The organism is Spirosoma luteum DSM 19990 (assembly GCF_000374065.1).
Lineage (GTDB): Bacteria > Bacteroidota > Bacteroidia > Cytophagales > Spirosomataceae > Spirosoma > Spirosoma luteum.
The window spans coordinates 48,169-70,498 of record NZ_KB893250.1; the positions used below are offsets into that span (position 1 = coordinate 48,169).

18 protein-coding genes are annotated in these 22,330 nt (G+C 51.6%); 7 read left to right on the plus strand and 11 right to left on the minus strand.

The window, feature by feature from the left end; genetic code table 11:
- Positions 1–473: 473 nt before the first annotated feature.
- The gene (locus B156_RS30245; protein WP_018619373.1) at positions 474–887 is read left to right on the plus strand and encodes a response regulator; all 414 of its coding nucleotides are present in this window, start codon (positions 474–476) and stop codon (positions 885–887) included.
- On the opposite strand, the gene B156_RS0109100 is transcribed toward B156_RS30245, so the two are convergent.
- Positions 877–2,934: a beta strand repeat-containing protein gene (locus B156_RS0109100; protein ID WP_018619374.1), complete on the minus strand. Its 2,058-nt coding sequence runs from the start codon at positions 2,932–2,934 to the stop codon at positions 877–879. The two genes, B156_RS30245 and B156_RS0109100, sit on opposite strands and share 11 nt — an antisense overlap.
- Before the next feature lie 231 nt (positions 2,935–3,165).
- Here B156_RS0109100 and B156_RS31285 point away from each other — a divergent pair, with 231 nt between their 5' ends.
- A complete protein-coding gene (locus B156_RS31285) occupies positions 3,166–3,318 on the plus strand; it encodes a hypothetical protein (protein WP_157626971.1) in 153 nt (50 codons plus the stop codon).
- 302 nt (positions 3,319–3,620) lie between these two features.
- On the opposite strand, the gene B156_RS0109105 is transcribed toward B156_RS31285, so the two are convergent.
- The 5 genes from B156_RS0109105 to B156_RS0109125 all read right to left on the minus strand — a co-directional run bounded on the left by B156_RS0109105 (position 3,621) and on the right by B156_RS0109125 (position 9,047).
- Positions 3,621–5,354, minus strand: a complete 1,734-nt coding sequence (locus tag B156_RS0109105) for a porin family protein (protein ID WP_157626973.1) — start codon at positions 5,352–5,354, stop codon at positions 3,621–3,623.
- Between the two features lie 234 nt (positions 5,355–5,588).
- Positions 5,589–6,032, minus strand: a complete 444-nt coding sequence (locus B156_RS0109110) for a hypothetical protein (RefSeq protein WP_018619376.1) — start codon at positions 6,030–6,032, stop codon at positions 5,589–5,591.
- 201 nt (positions 6,033–6,233) lie between these two features.
- Positions 6,234–6,779, minus strand: coding sequence for a hypothetical protein (locus tag B156_RS0109115; protein WP_018619377.1), 546 nt, complete (start codon positions 6,777–6,779; stop codon positions 6,234–6,236).
- Between the two features lie 107 nt (positions 6,780–6,886).
- Positions 6,887–8,416, minus strand: a complete 1,530-nt coding sequence (locus tag B156_RS0109120) for a flavin-containing monooxygenase (protein WP_018619378.1) — start codon at positions 8,414–8,416, stop codon at positions 6,887–6,889.
- 169 nt (positions 8,417–8,585) lie between these two features.
- Positions 8,586–9,047: a hypothetical protein gene (locus B156_RS0109125; RefSeq protein ID WP_018619379.1), complete on the minus strand. Its 462-nt coding sequence runs from the start codon at positions 9,045–9,047 to the stop codon at positions 8,586–8,588.
- Positions 9,048–9,221: 174 nt separating this feature from the next.
- Here B156_RS0109125 and B156_RS0109135 point away from each other — a divergent pair, with 174 nt between their 5' ends.
- The 5 genes from B156_RS0109135 (at position 9,222) to B156_RS31290 (ending at position 16,742) form a co-directional block, all read left to right on the plus strand.
- Positions 9,222–11,132, plus strand: coding sequence for a sensor histidine kinase (locus B156_RS0109135; RefSeq protein WP_018619381.1), 1,911 nt, complete (start codon positions 9,222–9,224; stop codon positions 11,130–11,132).
- Position 11,133: 1 nt separating this feature from the next.
- The gene (locus B156_RS0109140; RefSeq protein WP_018619382.1) at positions 11,134–13,008 is read left to right on the plus strand and encodes a sensor histidine kinase; all 1,875 of its coding nucleotides are present in this window, start codon (positions 11,134–11,136) and stop codon (positions 13,006–13,008) included.
- A gap of 52 nt (positions 13,009–13,060) precedes the next feature.
- Positions 13,061–14,920, plus strand: coding sequence for a sensor histidine kinase (locus tag B156_RS0109145; RefSeq protein ID WP_018619383.1), 1,860 nt, complete (start codon positions 13,061–13,063; stop codon positions 14,918–14,920).
- 59 nt (positions 14,921–14,979) lie between these two features.
- Positions 14,980–15,618 carry a response regulator gene (locus tag B156_RS0109150; RefSeq protein ID WP_018619384.1) on the plus strand — a complete coding sequence of 213 codons (639 nt, stop codon included), beginning with the start codon at positions 14,980–14,982 and terminating at the stop codon, positions 15,616–15,618.
- A gap of 683 nt (positions 15,619–16,301) precedes the next feature.
- Positions 16,302–16,742 carry a hypothetical protein gene (locus B156_RS31290; RefSeq protein WP_157626975.1) on the plus strand — a complete coding sequence of 147 codons (441 nt, stop codon included), beginning with the start codon at positions 16,302–16,304 and terminating at the stop codon, positions 16,740–16,742.
- Positions 16,743–16,953: 211 nt separating this feature from the next.
- Here B156_RS31290 and B156_RS0109155 read toward each other — a convergent pair whose 3' ends face one another.
- The 5 genes from B156_RS0109155 to B156_RS0109175 form a co-directional block, all read right to left on the minus strand.
- Positions 16,954–17,700 carry an SDR family oxidoreductase gene (locus B156_RS0109155; RefSeq protein ID WP_026260714.1) on the minus strand — a complete coding sequence of 249 codons (747 nt, stop codon included), beginning with the start codon at positions 17,698–17,700 and terminating at the stop codon, positions 16,954–16,956.
- Positions 17,697–19,013, minus strand: coding sequence for a family 1 glycosylhydrolase (locus B156_RS0109160; RefSeq protein WP_018619386.1), 1,317 nt, complete (start codon positions 19,011–19,013; stop codon positions 17,697–17,699). The genes B156_RS0109155 and B156_RS0109160 overlap by 4 nt, the downstream gene beginning before the upstream one ends.
- Before the next feature lie 132 nt (positions 19,014–19,145).
- Positions 19,146–20,072, minus strand: coding sequence for a S1/P1 nuclease (locus B156_RS0109165; RefSeq protein WP_018619387.1), 927 nt, complete (start codon positions 20,070–20,072; stop codon positions 19,146–19,148).
- A gap of 393 nt (positions 20,073–20,465) precedes the next feature.
- The gene (locus B156_RS0109170; RefSeq protein WP_026260715.1) at positions 20,466–21,410 is read right to left on the minus strand and encodes a sugar phosphate isomerase/epimerase family protein; all 945 of its coding nucleotides are present in this window, start codon (positions 21,408–21,410) and stop codon (positions 20,466–20,468) included.
- Positions 21,411–21,533: 123 nt separating this feature from the next.
- Positions 21,534–22,295, minus strand: coding sequence for a DUF72 domain-containing protein (locus B156_RS0109175; protein WP_018619389.1), 762 nt, complete (start codon positions 22,293–22,295; stop codon positions 21,534–21,536).
- Between the last annotated feature and the right edge of the window lie 35 nt (positions 22,296–22,330).

Consider the following 22,330-nt stretch of genomic DNA (forward strand, 5'->3'; position numbering starts at 1 on the left):
CCTGACGAGTATCCTAATCCTGACCTAACAATGGGTGTTGAATACAGGAAACCAATCAGCGCTTAGTTAAATCAACCTTCTTTCAAAAGGTTGAAACAACGTAATGGCAGGCAATGCTACCCCGCGTCCATTCCGGCGTTTGTACGCTGAGACACAGCTAGATACTACTAGCGTGAAACAATAGTAGTAAAACACTGGTAATTTTTAAGGTAGCATTTTATCGAACGGCAAGTGGTTATTGGCTGCAAATCATGAACCGTCAAAGTCCAGGTGACTAGTTAGCGGGTGGGGGCATTTATAGGCTCAGCCGCGCCGGTTTATTCACCGTTAACCAGGCCGAAAGAAACGGTGCCAAAATTCAGGGGTGGGGGTAGTGCGTTTTGGACATTAATCAAGTGCCGATTCCTCACTTTTTAATGACAATTTTCCACAAGTTGCTGTCATACAGGTTGTAGATTTAATCTACAACCTGTATGACAGCAACTCCATTGATCTGTATTGTTGATGACGACGTCAACTACCGTTATCTAATTCAATTGCTGATCAAGCGGTATCTCCCTGACTCTTGTACGCAATTGTTTGCTAGCGGTACTATTTTTTTAGACGAGTTATCAAAAATTGCACGGCTTCCCAGCTTAATCATACTCGATTACCACATGCCCGGCATGGATGGCCTGGCAACCCTGATTTATTTGAAGGAGAAACCTGGCTACCAGGCGATTCCGGTTGTTATACTGTCTGCCGAGGCAAGTGGACTGGAAATAGACAAATGCTATGCAGTTGGGGCTGAATCGTTTTTGAATAAAATGACTGATTTTAAGCTGATTGGAAACAAAATAACTGATTTGATTGCCAGTGCTGTATGCGCTAATTCAATCAAGGTTTGACTACCTTACGAATGAGTTGTTTTAATGCATCAATCTCTTTCTGCTGCTGATTGATTTGCTGTTGTTGAATACTGTAGAGGGTCAATTCCTCCACCTTTTCTAACAGGGTGGCATTTATTCTGACCAGATCAACCCCCTCTTTGACTACTTCATTAGCCGAGGGGACACCTGGCAAATGACCATTCTCCTGTATGTACCTGGCAACCGTTGCCAACGGGCGTAGCTGATACGTGGGAGCAAACACGTTGTCGCTCCACTCGGTAGCATTGTTAATTCTTAACTGATACCGGGCCTTGACCACATCACCCCGTTCATTGACCGTCAGAAACTGATCGGTATGTTGGGTAGTGGGGCTATTGGTGGTGAGTTTGCTCAGCCGCAATCCGCTATCATGGTCATCAGGGCTAACCACTTCTAACCGGGTGGACGGGGCTGAGGTACCAATACCTACGTTGGCGTTGTTGCCCAGGATTAAGGCATTGCTACTGGCTACCCGACTACCTGCTCCAATAGCGGTGGCATTGTAGAGTCCATCTTCAGCCTGGCTGTCATAGCCAATCAGTACGTTTTCGCTACCATCGGAAATGGCCGTACCTGACATAGGACCGATGATAATGTTATTACTGCCCGTTGTTACAGTGGCTCCTGCCTGCCGCCCAACGAACGTGTTGTTGGTACCACTTGTATTGGCGAAGCCGGCTTTGGAGCCCACAAATACATTGCCTGATACGGTGTTGTTGAGGCCGGCCGAGTCGCCCAGGGCCACGTTGTTACCGCCGGAGGAGTTGTTGTAGAGGGCCTTGCCGCCCAGGGCCACATTGCTGTAGCCGGTGGTGTTTCTAAAGCCCGTCAGAGAGCCACTAAACACATTTTGGCTCCCTGTCGTATTGTCGTTACCCGCATACGTGCCACTAAACACATTGTCATTGCCGGTTGTACTGGAATAACCTGCATTGCTACCCGTAAACACATTCCGGCTTCCCGTAGTATTGGAATAACCCGCATCGTTACCCGTAAATACATTCTGACTTCCTGTGGTGTTGTATGAGCCCGCATACGTGCCACTAAACACATTGAAGCCCCCCGTGGTGTTGCTGCTACCGGCATTGACCCCCAGCATAATGTTGGAGGAGCCACTGGTGTTAGCCCGACCGCTTAAGTAGCCCACAAACAGATTAGCCGTGCCGTTATTGTTAAAGCCGGCCTGGTAGCCTACAAACGTATTCTGGGTACCCGTGTTATTAAGGGCTCCAGCTTTAGAGCCAATCATCACATTGCCTGAGCCGAGGTTGCTGGCACCGGCACTGTCGCCAAACATCACATTGTACCAGCCACTGCTGTTGCTGAAACCGGCACGGGAGCCAAAATAGGTATTACGGGAACCTGTTTTATTGGCTGTACCGGCACTAGACCCATGGAAGGTATTAACCGAGCCAGTTGTATTATTATTGCCAGCATACTCCCCGGTAAAGGTGTTGAAACCACCCAATGTGTTGGCAGCCCCCGCACTGTGACCAATGAAGGTGTTAAAGCCACCATTTGTATTGTCAACACCCGCACCGTGACCAATGAAGGTATTAAACGAACCATTGTCGTTTCGGTAACCGGCAATAGCGCCAACAAAGGTGTTCTGTTGGCCAATGCTGTTACTTGCCCCGGTCGAAACACCTAAAAAGGTGTTGGATTCGCCTGTGTTAGTACGCCCTGCACCAAAGCCAACAAAGGTGTTGTTTGAGCCGGAGCCCGTGTTGAGGCCTGCCTCGGAGCCGATCATGGTGTTCCACCAGCCACTGGTGATACCCCGGCCTGCATCCACCCCGAACAAGGAGTTGGCTTTACCCGTACTGAGAAATAAGCCGGCATAATAGCCAACCGCCGTATTACGGTCCCCCGTTAGGCTGCCATTGCCAGCCGCCCCCGGCCCTACCAGTGTATTGAACGTGCCGGGCGTGGCTGAGTTGCTGGTGTTGGCCACATAATTGCCCTGACCCAGTAGTATGTGGGAGACAAGAATACCACATATCACTAATGCTAATTCCCTTTTCATGTAAATAGATTAATTCGATGATCAGACCTAATGTAAAACAGTTCTAATCAATGCAATCAACTATTTGTGTGAACGGCAAATAAGATTTACCCCTTGGCTGGGTAGTGATTTATCGGCCTGTTGACCGGCCCGTTTTTTGGCCGATGGCCAATAGGTGGGGAGGGGTGGTAAGTAGTTTGGTTTTGGTTACATCGTGAAAAACGGCTATTTAATTAGTAAGAAACAAGACGAATGACAAGACAAGACATCTGGCAGGATGGAATCAAAACCCGGTTTAGCCCTGACAATCAACCGGCCAACCGGGGCGCAAAAGAGCCGACCCAACCGCGCCACTATTGCCCGGTTAGTATTTGCCTACTTTGCCAACTATCGGCAGGAGGGTGAGCAACTACGGCGTAAGATCCTCAATACCCGAAGGCAGGAACGGTGCCACGAAAAAAGCGGGATGGGAAAGCACCCTTCCGACATAATGAGCCGAAGGAATCGCACGGGCCACTGGTTAAACGGCCTAACAGGGTTTTGTCTCTGCTATTTTCCGGATTTCAACAACTACCCCACCCCGACCAGCGACCTACGCACAAGACAGCGTAGTATTTCGACCACTACTGTTACTACAGGAGTAAGGGGCTACACTTATCTCACTTACCTTAGTTTGTGGTTAACTTTTCATAGGACAAGTCATCTCGTCAGAATGACACCGTATATTGAACGGTAGCCTGTTGCTGGCTGTAGGACTGCGCTCCCCGATTGCGATTATCCGCTCCACCTATCGACAGGCGGTGTACCGGTGTTAGCTGGTAATCAAGCGTAATGGTGTTGTTTATTGTTAACCCCCGCTGCGTTTCCCCAGTAAAGGTTTCGCTGTTTTTGAGGTAACTAACCATCAGCAGTACACTTAACTTATTGGCAAAGAGTTTCTTCTGTACGCTCACGGTGGGGCCGTGAAACAGCAAACTTAACTCCGTCGACCGGCTGTGGGTGTAGTTGTAGCCCAGGTTCAGATCCAGACCGGCTTCGGTATTTTGCAGGGTGTAGCTAACAGAGTAATTCCAGTTCTGACTGTGATTGTTGTCGACGGTAAATGGGTTAAGGTCCTGTAATTCCTGGTACGTTGCCGAACCATTCAGGCTGTGCAGTTGATGTTGTCCGGTCCAGGACTTGAACACGCTGCCCGACAGGGTCCGGTTGTTCTGGGCCACGCGGGTAGTGTCATTGAGGGGCCGGTAACCTGCTCGCTGCGTAACGCCGTAAGTTGAAATCGACAGATCGAGCGTCAGGTTCTTGTCCGTTGCATAGGAGACGTTTACAGAGCCAATCAGCCGGTTGGTGCGGGTACGCTTCTGATTGGTCAGGTTGTCGTGCTGCCACCCCACGCTGCTCCGAAACTGGAGCCGGTTCTTAAACAGCCGAATAGTGGGAGCTACTGTAATTCGTTCTATATCGGTTTGCATGTAATACGCCCCCATGGACTGGTAGCCGGGTTCAACGCGCTGATAGCGCAAACGCAGGTCGGCCCAGTTCAGGCGGTAGTTCAATGAGGCCTGTACTGCCGTGCGGATACTGGTTGACGCGTTGACGGGGATTAATTTTTTGACCCCATTCAGGGAGTTGATAGCGTGCAGTCGACTGTCGGCAGGTGTTGCGGATAGCGGTTCAGCGCGGGTATCGCTGGTGTAGGCACTGCCAGCCGCATCCAACTCGACCATCAGTTTCCGACTGGTCCGAATCCGGCCGCTCAGTCCCAGCACTACGTTGTGGGCGGGGGCCAGGGAATTCAGCGTATCGGGCCGGATGGACCGGGCATCATCGGCTGCGTTGAGCAAAATCACGTCGAGGTAAGTCCGGTCATTACCGACACCAACCCTGGCGCAGTAGCCCATCCGCCGGAACGTGGCCACCCGCTCGGGGTCGGCTGCGGTTGCCGAAACGGCTTTGTTGAACTGCCCCGCCATCAGGCCAACCCGCAGCAGGCCCGAATTCAGTTCGGCGCCCACGCCCAGCACGGTGTGGCCCGCCAGCGTAAACGACGAAAACGTCAGATTGCGGTAGCCACCGTGTAATGTCAGCCAGTTTTTGTAGCGTGGACTAACGCCAATACTGTTGTACGACTGCCCGTAGCCGCTGGTGGGCGAACTCCACACGGCCTGAAGGGGAATAACCCAGCCAGAGCGCGTTGCCAGTATCACACTGCCCGTCAGGTACCAGGGCAAATGCTGAACAGACGACCCTTCCTGACCCCGCATGGCGTAGCTGCTTTTTGTCAGGTTAACATCGCCGGTAATGGTTAGGGCAGGTTGGGCGGGGCGGGTGGAATCCGGTTGCGGCAGCGTTGTGGTATCAGGCCGGATCAATCCGTTACAGGCCATTGTCAGACCGCTTGATAGTAGGTTGAGGAAGAGGAACAGGAGAGACGTTTTCACAGGAGTTTATGTGTCTGGATTACCAGACAAAGGTGGTGTTTTCACCTCCGGCCAATCCATACAGCTTTGTTTGTATTTTACTCATTATCAGCACAAAAGCCATGGCTCCTACTCTGGGTTCAGGCAGGTATAAACACAAATGCCAGCGAACAGACCGAAGTCATTCACTGGCATTTGAACAGGTTAAAAAGAGGCTAATTCGTGCCGGGTTCAAACCGGTGGTTCCGAATCTGACTACAGCTTAATATTTGGCGGACTCGATGGTGCGTAAATCAGGAACTTGAGCGTGTCAGGGGTAGTGGCACCGGCCAGAAAATAGATGACTACATTCGTGAACTTGTTGCGACAGGCATAAGCCTCAACGCCCCCCGTATCGGGCGTACCTAAATAGAGATGGCTAACGTGCGTAATTGTGCTCATACAAAGTGAACCGGGCTTCCCTGTCTCCTCCAGGTACACCGAAAATTCCTTCACTTTGTTGGTCGGAATGTCGATGATGGCCGTTACCTTGTACTTAGCTGCGCCACTGGCATCACTAATATCTGTCGAAAAAAACTGCACCCATTTTGACTTATCGCGGGAGCTGTACGATACTTCCTCAAAGGAATAGTTGGCAGGTTGTGCAAACCCGGATAAGGCAACCAAAAAAAGGGCGAGGATACTGAGTACTTTTTTCATGATACTGATTGGTTTGTGGCCGTTGGCCGCTGGTTAAAATGAGAAATGTTTGTCCCGTTTGGGTGATACAAAGATGGCGGATGGAAGAGGGGTAAATCCATACTAACTTGTTTGTATTTTTCTGATAATGAGCTAATTGTTCACAAAAAAACCGCTCCTGTACATAGGAGCGGCTGTTAAATTTTTCTTAAAGAACAGTCACTATTTTGCGGGCACTACCCGGTTAAAACCTCTCAGGAAGAGACCATAAATAATCAGGCCAACGGTAATCCCGAACGAAAGCCACTTTATTAATTTGACCACCTCACACAGCACTGCCACGGTCATTGACTGCGCAGGGTAGCTGGTCAGCAGCGTGACAATGGCCGCGTTCTCGAGGTAGTCGGACAACAGAACGACAAAGGGCAACAGACCAATCAATCTGTTAGACCGGTGGCGAAACAGCATCGTCAGGATTATGGCCAGCAGAAAACTGTACACAATGGGGTAAATCAGGTCAATTGTCAGTTCGGTTCGGGCATAAAAGGCACGGGCAGCGGGGCCGTAATCGGCCACCATAGCCAGCGTCCGCGCGGGGTTGAACCCAAACGTCAGGTCGATGGGATCAACGGGCTTCCCCGCTAACTGACTGATGGTGGCTCCGGCGTTTTTGAACCAGTAGGCGGGAAAACTTACGTAAATTACCCCCAGAAACAGCAACGTTTTCCAGTTGGCCAGGCGGTTCAGAAAATTGGTAACGGGTATCATAGCCAGGAAGTGGTTCGGGTGTAGGTGATAATTGGTAAACCCTGAATTGCCTTCAGAAAAGTCAGGGATGAAATCAGTTAATAAGGGGTTCTGTCTTGTTTACTACCTCAAACTACGGCTACTTCATTAGTCAGCATCTGCTCCATTCCGGGCTGTGATCGGGTTGCGGGCAACCGCTGCAACTCCTGCGTCAGCCCCTTATACATACCGGGGTTGAACGGAGCCATAAACTCGGTCACCGGGTTACCGGTACGGCGGGTTTTCAGGCCCATATCGCGCATCAGTTCGTCGGCGTGGTGGAACGAGAACGGGATGATGCACGTACCTGAGGAATGCCCGTGCGGCACCCGTTGCATGAGCCATTCCTGATGCCGGGCAATCTCTGCTTTCATCCCGTCGGCATCAGGCAAATTAAGCTTATTTTTAACGTACTGCGCCGAATAATGCGCGGCCAGTTCCGAGGTAAAGGGCGTAAACAGAGAAGGGTTATACCCCACAAAGGACAAGTTAGGCACGTCGGCGGGCAACACGTTCCGGTAGAGTTGAAACCAGCCTTTGGCGTTCCGCAGTCGACGGCTGATGTCAGCGTCGAAAAACGGCACCGTTTGCCGGAATCCGGTGGCAAATACCACCACATCGGCCTCAATCTTTTTGCCGTTGGTCAGCCGAACGCCGTCGGTTTCAAACCGGCTGATTTCGCCCTTCTCCAGCTGGATATCGCCCGTAGCAGCCCGCTCGTAGAAATTATCGGAGGTCAGGCCAATGGAGCAGTTAGCGATGCTGTCGAAGGGTTTATCGGGCAGCAGTCCGCTTTTTTTGAGTTTCAACTGGGCGGCTACCAGGTTGCCGATACTTTTGACCAGAAAATTGGTGACGGGTTTGCCCATTGGCCCGTGCAGAAACTTGTGGATACCGTACAGAAACCGGTACGGAAACAGTGATTCGCCGAACCGGTGCAGCAGCAGGTATTTAAAATTAAGACCCCAGAAGATACGCGGCATTTTCCACTTCGCTTCCCGGTAAATACACACCGGCTTTTGAGAAACCGAACTCACCTGCGACAGAATATCGTGGGCCGATTTGGCAAAGCCCACCACCGCTATTTTCTGCGTTTTGGCCGCGTCGAGGTGTTCCTGCCGGAAGGACGTGCTGTGCATCACCTGCCCGCCGAACAACTCCCGCCCCTGAACAGACGGCATGTTGGGTTCGCTGAAAACACCATTACAAACCACCAGAAAATCGACTTCTACCTGGCCCGAAACCCCGTTTTGCGTGGTGTGCAGTATCCAGCCGCCGTGTCCGCCGTTGATAGGTTCGGCGTGCCGAATGGTGGTGCCGAACTGAATGTGGGGCAGCAGGTCGAAATGGCGGGCGTAGTTGGTGAGGTACTCCTGTACGTTCTCACCGGTGGGCCACTCGGGGTAATGTTTGGGCATCGGAAAATCCGAAAACGTGTAGGTATCGCGGGTGTTCTGGGTCGTCACATTCGGATACCGGCGGGTGCTGGTCCAGACACCACCCAGTTCGGTTTCTTTCTCGAACAGCACCACCTCGAAACTGTGTTCGCGCATGGTTTTGGCCGTTACCAGGCCACTGACTCCGGCTCCGATAATGCCGATTGTTTTTTGTGTTTTCATGACTATAGCTGGTTAAAAAAGAGGAAGAGATTGTCCCGATTGGGTAATACAAAGGTGGCCGGTTGGGCAGGGCAAATCCATACTAACTTGTTTGTATTTTCCCCAGCCCCCTTCATACCAAAGGTTGACCTATCGGGCGGCTTTTTGTATGAACGGGGCTGGGGGCCGGTTAGAGTTTCAGCTTGGTATCCTGCGGTTTATGAGCGAATACGTACACCGCTTTGCTGTTTTCCCGTACGGACACGTAAACCACTACGTTTGTCATGGCTGACCGGTATACCATGGCATCACTGAAGTCTGCCCCCTGGCTACCATTGCAGGGAGCTGGTAAGGGTTTGCCCCCGGGGCTAACCTGATTCATCAGCCACTTTTTTCCCGTTTTGCTTTCGGTAAGCGTAACGTTGGATGCCTTACTGGTGCTGAAATTTGCCGTTAGTGAAACAGAATAGGCAGGCTCACCCTCACTATCCGAAATCCCGAGCAGAACAATGTTGGTGAACTGTATTATTGTTTGGTTTGAATTATACGGGGCACTTTCCATATTCCAGGCACATTTTGCCGAGCTGTACTGAGCGAATGACGTGGCTGCGAAGCCGAAAACGAGGGCGAGCAATAAGCTTACTTTTTTCATGATTTTTGTTTGGTTTGATTTGGTTAAAAAAGAGAAAGAAATTATCCCGTTTGGGTGATACAAAGGTGGCGGATGAGGCAGGGGCAAATCCATACCAACTTGTTTGTATTTTCACCAGAAAAGGTTTTCTTTTGAGGGAGTTTCGCATCTATCCCGGCAAATTCTTCCTTCCTCATGAACCGTTTCCGGTGTTTTTGGCTGTGCGTCTGGCTCAGCCACGCAGCCTGGGCGCAGTCCGGCACCCGGCCCCTTTTGGTTGGTGCTTCGACCCTGCCCTCCGGCGAATTACCGCTCCGGGAAGCCCTGTATCATTTTGAAGACACGACGGGGAAACTCACTATTGAGCAGGCAGTCGAACGGCAGAAGAAGGGGCAATTCGGGCTTTCCAGCAGCCTTACGGTCCGGCAGGATTTTGGCTACAACACCGCTGTGCAGTGGCTTTATTTCGAGTTGGAAACCAGGCAAAAAGCCAGCCTGATGCTCGAAATAGAGTACGCCAACATCGACGACCTCGAACTGTTCAGCATCCGGAACGGCGTCATCCAGTCGCTGGGGCATACCGGCGACCGATTTGTATTCAGTCAGCGGCCTTATATCAACAACAATTACGTTTTTCCGCTCCGGCTGCTGGCAGGCGAACGGACCGGGTACTACCTGCGCTTCGACCGTCCCAACGCCATTCTGTCCTTCTTTATCCGGCTCTGGCCCCGGACGATTTTCCTGCATACCGACCGCGACGAGTATTTTGCGTGGGGTATTTACATCGGCATTATCTGCCTTGTTCTTATCGTAGCGGTTGTGATGCTGCTGGCTACCAAAGACCGGATTTACCTGTGGTTCGGGCTGTATATTCACTTCATGACCATGCATTTGTTTTCCGATGCCGGGCTGGGGTTTCAGTATTTGTGGCCCAATACCCCCCATATCAACGAGTTCGCACCGGTCTACCTCTACATCTGGGCAGCCATGATTGCCCAGCTCACTTTCATGCAGTTTTTCATCCGGCAAACCGCCCAGGAGAGCCGGATCTATCGCTGGAATAACGGGTTCAAACTGATAGTGCTGACAACCCTGCTGGTAGTGATCGGCATTCAGCTTTCCGACGTGGCCGGGCGCGAACTGTTCCTGTACAAGTTTATCGCGTCGGCTACGCGCTATTTTGTGATAGCCCTTATTACGCTGACGGCTCTTAGCTTGTGGGAGCACAAACGCCGGAGTTCGTTGCGGCAACAGGAAAAATTGGTCCGGTATTATACGTACGCGCTGCTGATTCAGTTTTCGGGCTTCGTGCTGGTGTCGCTCATCAACTTATGCCAGGATAAAGGCTGGCCCCTGCCGTTCGACGTGCTGACGTATGTAATCATGGGCGTAACCGTTTTTCTGGATATTGTCTTTTTCTCGTATGGCCTGGCCTATCGCTACCGGGTGGCCCGCCAAACCAACCGCACCCTCGAACTCGACCTGCTCACCGCCCACCAGCAAACCCAGCAACGGGTAATCGGCGCGCTGGAAGAGGAACGGCAACGACTGGCGCAGGACCTTCACGACGACATTGGCCCTACCCTGTCTGTGGCAAAGGGATACCTGTCGGTGCTGACCCGTACTGAAAAAACGGACCGGTTGATGCACGCGCAGACCCTGCTCGATGAAGCCGCCCACGAACTGCGCACGCTGTCGCATCAACTGATGCCCAGGCACCTCGAACAGACGGGCCTGGCCGAAGCCATTGACGAAACGATACGCAAAAAATCGGGCATGGGTACGCAGTTTCAGTTTATCAGCCTGGGAGACGTTAAACGGCTACCCGCCCAAACGGAACGGTTACTATTTGGCATCGCTACGGAACTGATTCAGCAGGTTCAGCACCACAGCCAGGCTACCGAGGCTACTGTACAGCTGATTTACCACCCCGGCCACCTGAACCTGACCGTTGAAGATAATGGCCCCGCACAGCCTGCCCATCATGACGAACGCAGTGTACCCCATCTGCTCACGAAAGCGGAGTTTCTGAACGCCGACTTAGTAATTGAAGCCAATGACCAGGGGCATACCGTCATGCTAACCGTCCCTTTTCCCACTACCTGATATGGTTCGGAACCTGATTGGCCTGTTTGGCGTGGTAATACTGGCCATTTGGGGCTTTGCATGGTACCATGCCCGCTCTATGGCGCCCATAAAAGCCCTTCCGATAGCGCTGTTTCACTGGGAAGATACCACGGCGCGGGCCACCATCCAGTCGGTTATGCAGTCGGCGGGGTTTGCTCCCATCCGGCACCGGCGGCAAAACGTGGGCTATACAAAGTCGATTCACTGGTACCGGTTTCGGTTGCCGCCCGACAGCCTGGAAACGGAACTGACTCTCGACGTTCGGAATCATGCCATCAATGCGCTGCAACTGATTACGGTGCGAGATGGCCACGTAATTTCACTCACCAAAACCGGCGACCGGTTTCCGTTCAGTCAGCGCCCCATACCCACTAAAACCTTCGCTTTCCCACTCCAGAACAGTCCCCGCCAGCCTACGGATTATTACCTCCGGCTCGACAAGCGGTACGAGAATTTAGCGACCGAAATGACCTTCTGGCGTACCAGCGATTTTGACGATAAAGAGCAGCGCGAGTATTTTCTGTGGGGCATTTTTGTGGGTATTGTGGCACTGGTGGTTCTGCTCAATGTACTGTTCTGGCGTACCAGCAATGACCCTGTTTACCTTTGGTACGCTATTTACGTGACCGGTCTTTTTCTGCGGCAGGCCGCCGATTCGGGGCTGGGCTTCCAGTACCTGTGGCCGGGGTTTCCCGCTCTCAACGCGCCTGACCCAATCATTCAGGCACTCTGGCTGTATGTACCGGCCATGATTCAGTTTCAGCAGTATTTTCTGAATCTAAGGCAGGAAAACAAACGGTTGTTTCAGATTCTGCAGGTACTGAAGTACACATTCTGGGCTGGTTTTGTGGGGCTGCTTGCCGCGCAGCTGCTGCACCTGCCGCAGCACTATCCGGAACTGGTTCAGGTAGTTACGCGCATTCATTCCATACTGGCCAATGCGGCTGTTTTAGCGTTTCTGTGGGTTATCGTGGTTAGTTTACAGTCAGCCGATGCACTCCGGCAACTGTACGGGGCTGGTTTGGCCCTGCAAATGACCGGCCAGTTTGTGAATATTATCCAGAATGTGTCGCGCAACCAGGCCGATGGCATTTACCTGGTTGAACCGTATTTGCTTACCGTCGTCATCTTTTTTATCGACTTAGTGGTGTTTACGTACCTGCTGGCGTACCGCTACCGGCAGTCGTTGAGGGAACACCAAACACTGACGCTGAACCTGACACGGACGCAGCAGCATACGAACCAGAAAATTATCCAGATGCTCGATGCGGAACGTGAACAGGTGCAACACCTCCTCCACGCCGATGTAAGCCAACGACTTCAGCAGGCCCGGCACCTCCTCACCAGCGTAGTTCCGTCGGCACAGCTTACCGATTCGGTTCGGCTTATTCAGAAAGCAGATGCCGACCTGGACGAAATTGCCCAGAATAGGTTGCCCGTTGCAGTGGCCGAAAAAGGCGTGGCCGCTGCCCTGTCTGAACTGATCGAGCAACTCAATCAGACGCAGCCGGTGCAGTTTACGTTTGTCCAAACGGGCGGAAATCCCGCGTTATCGGTTAGTCAGGACGTGCAGTTGTACCGCATTGCCACGGAACTGATGAACAACATACGCAAACACGCGCAGGCCACGCAGGCGCGGGTCCTGCTGGCGCATGAGGCTGGAGACGTTTCGCTGACCGTGAGCGACAATGGCCGGGGATTTGATGCAACGTCGGCTGGAGAAAGTCACACCGGTATTGGCCTGAAAAATCTGTACGCCCGTACCCGCGAACTACACGCCGACGTAACCCTCAATTCGGGAGAAGACGGGACCACCATAGTCGTTCGGCTTCCGCAAAAAATACAAACAAGTTAGTATGTTTTAGCGGGGCATATTCGGTTAGCTTTGCCCAAATCACCCACTGTATTTGAGACATCCTGTTGTCATACTGCTCCTGTTCATCGTATCGCTTTCTGGCGTGGAAGCCCAGCAAACCTATCGGGTCACGCCCGCTAAACGGTATGTACTGGACGGCTTCATCAGTTATTTTGAGGATACGACTACACGCCTTTCCATTCAGCAAATAACCCGGCTTCATCAACAGGGGCGTTTCAAGCCATTACCGTCCAGCCTGCTGAACCAGGGCTACACGGCTTCGAATCACTGGATTCATCTGCGGCTAGAGGCCAACACATCCCAACCCGTTTTTCTGGCACTCGACAATCCGCGCATCAATGAGTTGTGGTTTTATCAGCTGACCGAAAATCGCCTGGTTCGTCGGGTGCTCACGGGCGATGCCCAGCCCTTCGATTCGCGGGCCTTTCCGAGTCGAAACTGGTTGTTTCCAATTCCCCTGACCGCTACTACCCCCACTGATTTATTTATAATGGTGGCCAAACGACACGAAGTGCTGGGTGTTCGGGTCAGTCTGTGGGGGAATGATGCCTTTGAGCAACACGACCGGAATGATTACCTGTTTTGGGGCTTCCTGACCGGATTCAGCCTCCTGATTCTGCTCATCAACACCATCGCTTTTGTGGCGACGAAAGACCGGACCTATTTTTGGTTTATCTGCCTTATTCTGGCCATTGCCTTCCATATTTCGGGGCAGTCGGGTCTGGGATTTCAATACCTCTGGCCCAACAGCCCGGCCTTCAACCGACTCGATCCGCAATTGTTATCGGGCTGGCTCATTATGCTGACGCAGTTACAGTTTATGCAGCAGTTCATCGGGCAGAAAGCCGGGCAAAGCCGGGCGTATTACGCCGTGAACGGGTTCAAATACGGGCTTACGCTGCTACTGGTACTGAACGTTGTCCTGCGGATTGTCGACGTGTTCCCGCGGCACCATTTTCAATGGACGTTTAATGCAACGTTAGCCCTCATTCTGGTCAGCATCGGGCTGGCCTTCTGGTCTATCTTTGAGCGCATTCGGCAAGGCGAAAAGGTGGTTATTTTTTACACCTCTACTTTTTCAATTCAGCTGGTGGGTTACCTGCTGGTTTTCTTTATTAACCTGGCCTTCACGCGTGGGAAGGAGCCGCTGTTTCAATTCGATAGCTATATGCTTATCGTTATTAATCTTCTGTTCGACTTGCTGGTGCTTACATCGGGTATCCTGTTCTTCTGGTTTCAGAAATACCAGCGGCAAAACCGGCTGCTGCTAACTGCCCTTCACCAGAGCGAACAGGCCCAGTCGCAACGGATTATCGACGCGCTCGAAATTGAGCGCAACCGCATGGCCGAAGACCTGTACGACGACGTAGGAGCCATGCTCTCCACGGCCATCGGGTATGTATCGAGTACGTTACGCAAACCCGACGTTCGGGAGCGGTTCCCGATGCTAAGCGAAGCCCGCAGCCTGCTGGACCGGGCCGTGGAGAATCTGCGTACGGTTTCGCACAACCTGATGCCCAAGAATTTTGCCCAGTTGGGGCTAGCCAAATCGCTGGCCGAAACGGTGGATAAGATACAGCACAGCAGCCCCGTTCAGTTTGAGTATGTGATTGTTGGTCAGGAACGCCGATTCGATGCGGCCACCGAAGTGCAGGTATTTCGGATTGCTTCGGAACTCATCAACGACATTATCAAAAATTCGACCGCTACGCAGGCTACCCTGCAATTAGTGTTTAACCATCAGACACTGAGCCTGATTACCGAAGACGATAGCCCCCGCACCCCGGTTTACAATAACCTCACCTCTAAAGTAGATTTCGTCCAGGGCACCCTCGCTATCGATACATCGCCCACCGGCGTAACCACCATCATCGAAATTCCGTACCAGTAATTCCGAGCCATAACTACCCCTTAAAATCATACTCTGCTACACTCTTTCACTCTTTGTATATGGACACACAAACGAAAATTCTGATTGCCGACGACCATCAACTCTTCAATGATGGCATGAAAATGATGCTTTCGCCCGAAGATAATGTACAGGTGGTGGGGCAGGTATTCAGTGGCAAAGACGTGCCGGATGCCGTGAACCGGCTCCGACCCGATGTGCTGCTGCTGGACATTAACATGCCCCATACCAACGGCCTGGACGTGGCCGCGCAACTGCTGAAACAGGTACCCGCCTTAAAGATAATTGTGCTGACGATGTACAATGACCGCAAGTTTGTGGAGGACTGCAAAAAGATGGGCGTACACGGCTATATTCTAAAAAACTCGGGTGTAGACGAGGTCATCAACGCCATCGAAACCGTGTGCGCCGACAAAAAATACTACGACCCCAAACTCACCCAGACCCACAAGGTAAACCTGCATGCCGACGACTCGTTCATGAAGCAGTTTCAGCTGACCAAACGCGAAATCGAGATTATCGGTCTGGTGGGGCAGAGCTTCACCAACGAAGAAATGGCCGACAAACTGTTTTTGAGCGTGGCTACGGTGAAAACGCACCGCAACAATATCAACCTCAAACTGGGTATCAACAAACCCGCCGATTTAGTAAAGTTTGCCGTTGAACACGGGCTGGCATAAACCAGGTAACTAGAGCCATTGTAGGATACAGTCCTCTGGCGCGTTGTTGCATTTTAGAAGAATCTCCGTTCTGTTCCGCCCAGAACTAGTTTACTACATTCGGGGCCTGATTGTCCTTATTAACGTGGTGGTTTCCGGAGCACCCTTTGCCGCTGCTTTGTTGACCTGGGTAGGCGTTACGAAGCGGCCTTTGGACAGGTGCATAAAGAATCATAGTACCAAACCAGCGCCGGCACGGTACCAGCACTGCCGACTGAGCCTGGTTTTAATCGACTTATGGGTACCATAGGGATTAGCCTCGCCTGGGTACTAAGATCAGTCCTTGCGATTAGTGAGGAAACGGGTCTGAACGTTCAGTAAACGGGTTGTTAATTGACAGAGAAAGATATTGTAGGTTTTGTCCCGCCCCAAAACACTGGAAGCTTCCTAAAACGCTTTTTTCAGTTATAGACAATACGGTAACTCGTTGACTTTCAGCAAAATAAACTGTTAACAACCAGACTGATACAATCTTTTCCTTAATAGAAAAGACTGTATCATGTCTTTAAAACAGCCGCCGTTCATTAGCATATTTTAAAATTAAAACATCATTAATTTAACTTACGTATAAGTGCAAATGCTTCAAATGTAGTTATTATCATGTTCAGTTAAACTTAGAACAAACAGTCAAAAAACTCAAGGTCATGAAAAAAGTAATCATTTTAGGAGCATTGCTGATAGGCGTAGCTACGTTCAGCGCACAGGCACAAACAACAGGTTCAGGAAGTACGGGTAGCGGTACGGGAAATGGAACCAATGGATCAGCTAACCAGAATGGCTCATCGTCTACGAATAGTCGTAATGGGTCAACCATGCAGTCAGGGTCGACCAGTGGTTCCAGCAGCAACGGTCAGATGGGGCGCAGTAGGTCAGGCAACGGTACGGGCTCGATGAACAACGGCTCTTCCACGAATGGCAGTACGCGTCAGCGTAGTAATTCCACAATGGATCAAAACGGAACCCGAAGTGGAAACGCCACCTCAACCCAGGAAGCGTCAACGGGACAGACCTCAACTCAAAGTCAGGGACGTACTAATCGTAAGGGTAGAATGACGAAAGCGAAGTCAAACACTTCCTCTAACTAGAACGAATCTCATTCGCTTAAGGGTGGATACTAAGTGCGTTTAATCGATAGGTTTCTATAGGTCAGCTCTTAACGGTAGCTGGCCTTTTTTTTGCCGGTGAGCGTGATCTTGTTCTAAGCGTACCGTTTCCTATCAGCCATCTTCATGCTTACTATCAGGAATAGATGAGTATTAATAATAAGCCAATAGAAGGCTACGCTGGCAGCTACGTTTATAATCGGTTCAGCCGCCCACCATCCACCCGAACTTCGGCCCCCTGCACAAAGGCGGCATCATCGGAGGCTAAGTAGGCAATCGTTGCTGCTGCATCTTCGGGTTGGCCCACATCCTCCCGATCAATTTTTTCTACCCCCGATTTTACGTTGGGATTATTCCACAGCATGGGCGTATCAATGGCTCCCGGCAGGACGGCGTTAATGCGTAAGCCCTTTGGTTTACCTTCTAATGCCGAAGAACGCGTGAGCGATAAGACAGCCGCTTTTACCGCTGCGGAAGGCGCTACCAGCGGTTCCGTTTCAATGGCGTGGATACTGGCCACGTTAACTACTGTGCCACCGGGTTTCATGTGCAAAAAAGCCTGTTTGATAAAATAAAACGCCCCCAGCAAATCAACAGTCAGAATACCCAGCCAATCCTCACCCGTTAGGGTTTCTATAGATTTGAACTGCATTCGCCCGGCGTTATTAACAATCACATCCAATCGCCCGAATCGCTCCAGTGTTCCACCAACCGTGGCTTCTACCTGGGCTTCCAGAGCCACATTGCAGACGCTGCCCCATACCGCCGGTGCACCAGCCAGGGTCACCTCGGGCAGGGCTTTTGCCAGGTTCTCTTCGTTTAGGTCCGCCAGCACCAGCCGGGCTCCTTCCGAAGCCAGCCGTTTTGCTACGGCCAGGCCAATACCGCTGGCTCCACCGGTTACAATGGCTACTTTATCCTGAAATCGCCTAAGGGTTATTGTACTGACTGGTTCGTTTTAATCACGGTATTGGCCACATTCTGACGGGCCTGTTTAGCCTCTTCTTTCTTCTGCCGGGCCCAGGGCTGTTCGCTCTCACTTGGCACAATGATGGGCACCTGCAAACAGACACTCTGGGTCGGTAGTACCTGCTTCCAATCGCTAATCAATTGCTTGTACGCCTGGCCCACCGGTCGAATCTGCCGGTTGAGGTCGTATAAGCCCAGTGGATTGACGGTGCCGTTATTTTCCCGCAGAGCCGAATCCCAGTCAACCTGGTCCGTAAGAGAATACCAAGTGAAGCCAACGATGGGTACCCCGTCATTCCGTACTCGCAGCACATTGGCCCATTCTTTCCAAAACCAGTTAACGGCTTCATCTCCATTGGGACCCTGCCATAAATTGGTTTCCGTGTGCATAACGGGCAGTCGGTAACGATCATGGTACTGGCGGGTAATAACCGTATAGCCAAACACTTCGCCCGAGCCCCGGGTGCTGCCATCGGCTGATACCCGATGTTCATTGGTTTGGTAGTAGTCATTTCCCATAATACAGTACTGCTTCAGGTTATTACCGAGATAGAAATGATATTCGTCGCGCGTCATGCCGTTATCCATCAGGTATTCATACATCTCCGAATCCACCCGCCATCCGTAGTTCAGATCAAGGGAAAGAAAACGTTTGGCATTCATAATCTCAGCCGGTTTTATAGCGGCCGGATTTTCGGCATGAAAATATTCGGATGATTCGCTCTGAATGAACAGGGCATCAGGCCTAATTTCCAGAATGGCACTCATGGCCAGTATGTTTGCTTTAACGATAAGTTTGAGCGCATTCACAAAAGCCTGATCACTGCGGAGTTGTTCGTTCCACCAGCCGTACAGGGCGGAAAACTCCGCGCATATGTACATTTCATTTACGGGCGTGTAGAGTTGAACCCAGGGAAAGCGCTGGGCAAACGCGCGGGCATAACCCGCAAAAAGAGCCGGAAAGTCAGGGTTTTGGAAATTACCAATCCAGCTGGGCACCCCAAAGTGGCATAAATCAACGATGGGCACAATGTCGCGCTGGTGCAAATCGCGGAAGGTTTCATCGGCAAAGGACCAGTCATATTTCCCTACCCCCAAAAACGTTTTATGGATAGGGGGACCGTAGCGTAGGAAACGGATGCCCAGTTGTTCAACCAGGTCAAAATCAGTCTTCCAGTGTTGGTAATGACCACACTTTTCTAATTCGTCCTGCCGATAGGCTCCGCCCTCAATGGTCGGATTACTATTTTCAATACCGGTGGCAAACAGGAATTGGGAGACCATAAAGGGAATTGTCAGGAGCGAGCCACAGCGCGCCGTTCATTACCAACCCATCTTAACAGGAAGTGTTTGCCAAAACGGATTGATGTATCGTTATAGAGGAAATCCCGCCTTTGGATGGCAGTATTTCTATTGTCAGTTGTCTATATCTGCCATCAGCTCATCCGCCAGCCGGTAGCCTGCCAGTATAACCTGCCGCGTAGCTATTGGCTTCACCGTGGCTACGTAATCAGCCGGGAGCATTGCCCCTTCCTGGTCGGTACCGGTTTGCAGCGTGTGGCTTCGGTAAGCGTTATCCTGCGCCAGTTGAAAACTCTCTCTGGCCCAGGCGGTTATGCCCTTTTCACAAAGTTGTGGCAACTGCTTCCGGTCAATGGTTTTGCGCGCCTGAATAGCCAGATTTCGAACTGAGGTATAATCCTCTGCACCGAGCAGCATACCATCCCAAAAGCCGTGCAGGTTAATCGTCTGCCCGTCGGGCGTTACGCGAATCCGGAACTGATTGCCGCCCTGGTCACCATCAGGAAAATGACTGTCAATGAGCGCGGTCGTGTGGAGCGGCATCGCCACATCGCCGGTCAGGTGAAACAGCCAGCATAGGGCAATCGCTTTAACACTGTCGGGTGCGTTACTCTTTATTATGACCTGATTCTGTGCGTAGGCCTGCAGGATGTTCTCACCGGTGGCCAGTGTGGAATCCGACCGGATAATGCCCTGATCGGGTGCGTAAATAAAATTGACATAGTGCCAGGTCGGCTGGTTGTACGGGTTGCCACTTGTCTTGATATCATCGGCCCAGCGGGCGGCCAGCATAAACAGGTACTCATCGCGCTCGTTCTGATTCAGGGTAGAATCGCTGAGTTTACCGGCCCACCGGGTGGCATAGTCGGGGTGTTGTTTCAGCATGGCAATAACCCGTGCGGCCGTCTGGGGTGACGATGAACTCAGTTCGCGGTAAGCTATTGCACCGATTGCCATGTGCGTAGCTTTGTTCCAGGCGAAGGAGCAGGTGAAAGAACCCGTCGTAATTAACAGATATAATGTAAGGGTAAGGCGGCTCATAGTGTATGTTCGAGAGTCCCGCAAGTTAGCCCTTGATGCTGGCCAGCCCAAAGGTTAGTATGGTTTTACACCCTTCAATCATGCCAACCCCGGAATCGTGCGTGGCAAAGAGAGCTAATTAGTCCGTCGAAAGGCAATGCCGCCGTTGTCCTTAAAGTGCCAGCCCTGATAGCTACGCCGGGTAACCATACCCGTAAGTAATTCACTGGCGGTATGCCCCCTTACAGGTTACGGAATCAATTCCTTTCTTCGGTAACACGTCCTGAAAATACGGCTGTCCCCTGCTACAGACCGGTACCGGTTTATAGCAGGGGACAGCTTCACTCATCGCCTGATGTCTCACAACCCGCGTACAGGTTGACTTATACCGCTTCAACTTACGGTTTATACCGTTTACACCTTCAGTTTCCCCACGTTTTCATAGCTGATGGCAATAGACTCCAGGGGAGGGAGTTTGCATACGTCCTGCTCCACAAAGTAGTGGGTCATGCCCGACGTTTCCCGGGCATCAAAGATGCGCTGGAAATCAATCGACCCTGTGCCTACCGGCGCAAAGGCCTTCTCAGCCGTTTTTTCCATATCCTTCACGTGCCAGAGCGGGAAACGGCCGGGGTGCTTTTTGAATAACTCCACTGGGTCCTGACCAGCAAAGGTAGCCCAATACAAATCCAGTTCCAGCTGCACCATATCCTTGTCCGTGCCGCTCAGCAGCACATCGTACGGCATCTGCCCATCTATCGCTTTAAACTCAAAATCGTGGTTGTGGTAGCAAAACTGAATCCCAGCCGCTTTACAAACCTCGGCTGATTTGTTGAACAGGTCAACGAACTGCTTGTAGTCGTCCAGTTTGGTCCGTTCTTCCGGAAACAGGTAGGCACAAACCATGTATTTCTGCCCGATAGCGGCTGCATCGTCAACGGCCTGCTGCCAGCCGTTGGTGAGCGTTCCTTTGGCATTTGGCATGGTTTTGCCGGTCGTGTAGTGTCCACTGGGGCCGGAAAGACCCAAATCATTTAGCAGAGCCGCGTACTCTTTGGGCGTTTTGCCAAAAAATTTGCCATCACCATACCCAAAGGATTCTACTTCTTTATAGCCAATATCAGCCACATTCTTAAGCGTTCCTACGGGATCTTTGCCCATCAGCTCGCGTAAGGTGTACAATTGCAGACCCACTTTTTTGGCTGATTCCGCCGATGTGGTCACCACGGTTGTTGACTCCGTAGAGGAGGATGAGGAGCTGTTCGAACAACCCACAAGCTGAGGCAGAAAAGTGGCTGAAGCAGCCAGGGCTCCAAGTTTAATAAAAGCGCGACGGGTAGTGTCTGGAGATTGATTCATAAATGCTACGTGCAGGTTATCGGCATCGGGAAACTACCCGTGCTCTGTAGTGTCTAAAGATAAGGGTCCGTCACGTTTACTGTTTTAGACCGGAACTTACACCAACGGGAAAGGCAGGAGCGGCTACCCGAGCATCCACCGCAGCGTTTCGGCATTTCGTACGGCATTGCCCCCACCGTCATTATTGAAATACACGAATACCTCTTTCCCCATACTGGCCCATTCCCGGATTCGGTCGGCCCACCAGTGCAAATCGGTGTCAGAATAGGAACCACCGTACAGATACCCGGTATCGGGCCCGTGCAGGCGCACGTATACAAACGGTGCCGTTGACCGAAGGATGCAGGGCAGGTGTGCGCCACTCATGATGCAGTAAGCAACCCGGTGTTGTTCCAGCAGGCTAAAGATGGCTTCGTTGTGCCAACTGGGGTGCCTGAACTCGACCGCTGTGCGCATCCAGTCGGGAATCTGGTCCAGGAAATAAGCAAGCCGGTCATAGTCGCAGGGGTGGTTGGGGTGCAACTGCACCAGCAGAATGGCCCGCTTTTCCCGCAACTCGTGCCAGCAGGCATTAATCCGTTCCATCCAGACCTCAGGGGCGTACAGTTTTTTGGCGTGGGTTAGCCCACGGGGGGCTTTTACGGTAAGCAGAAAGCCTTCCGGCAACCGTTGTCGCCAACTGGCAAACGTTGATTGCTTTGGCCAGCGGTAGAAACTACTGTTAAGTTCAACGGTCTGAAAACGTTGTACATAATACCCCAGCCGGTCATGAACGGGCGTTCCATGCGGATACAGAATCCCCTGCCAATGGTCGTAACTCCAGCCCGATGTACCAATATGAATACCCATAATCTTATACCAGAATCGTAAAAGAAATAACCCCATAAAACTAACGATGTCAGCTTTATGGGGTTGAACTA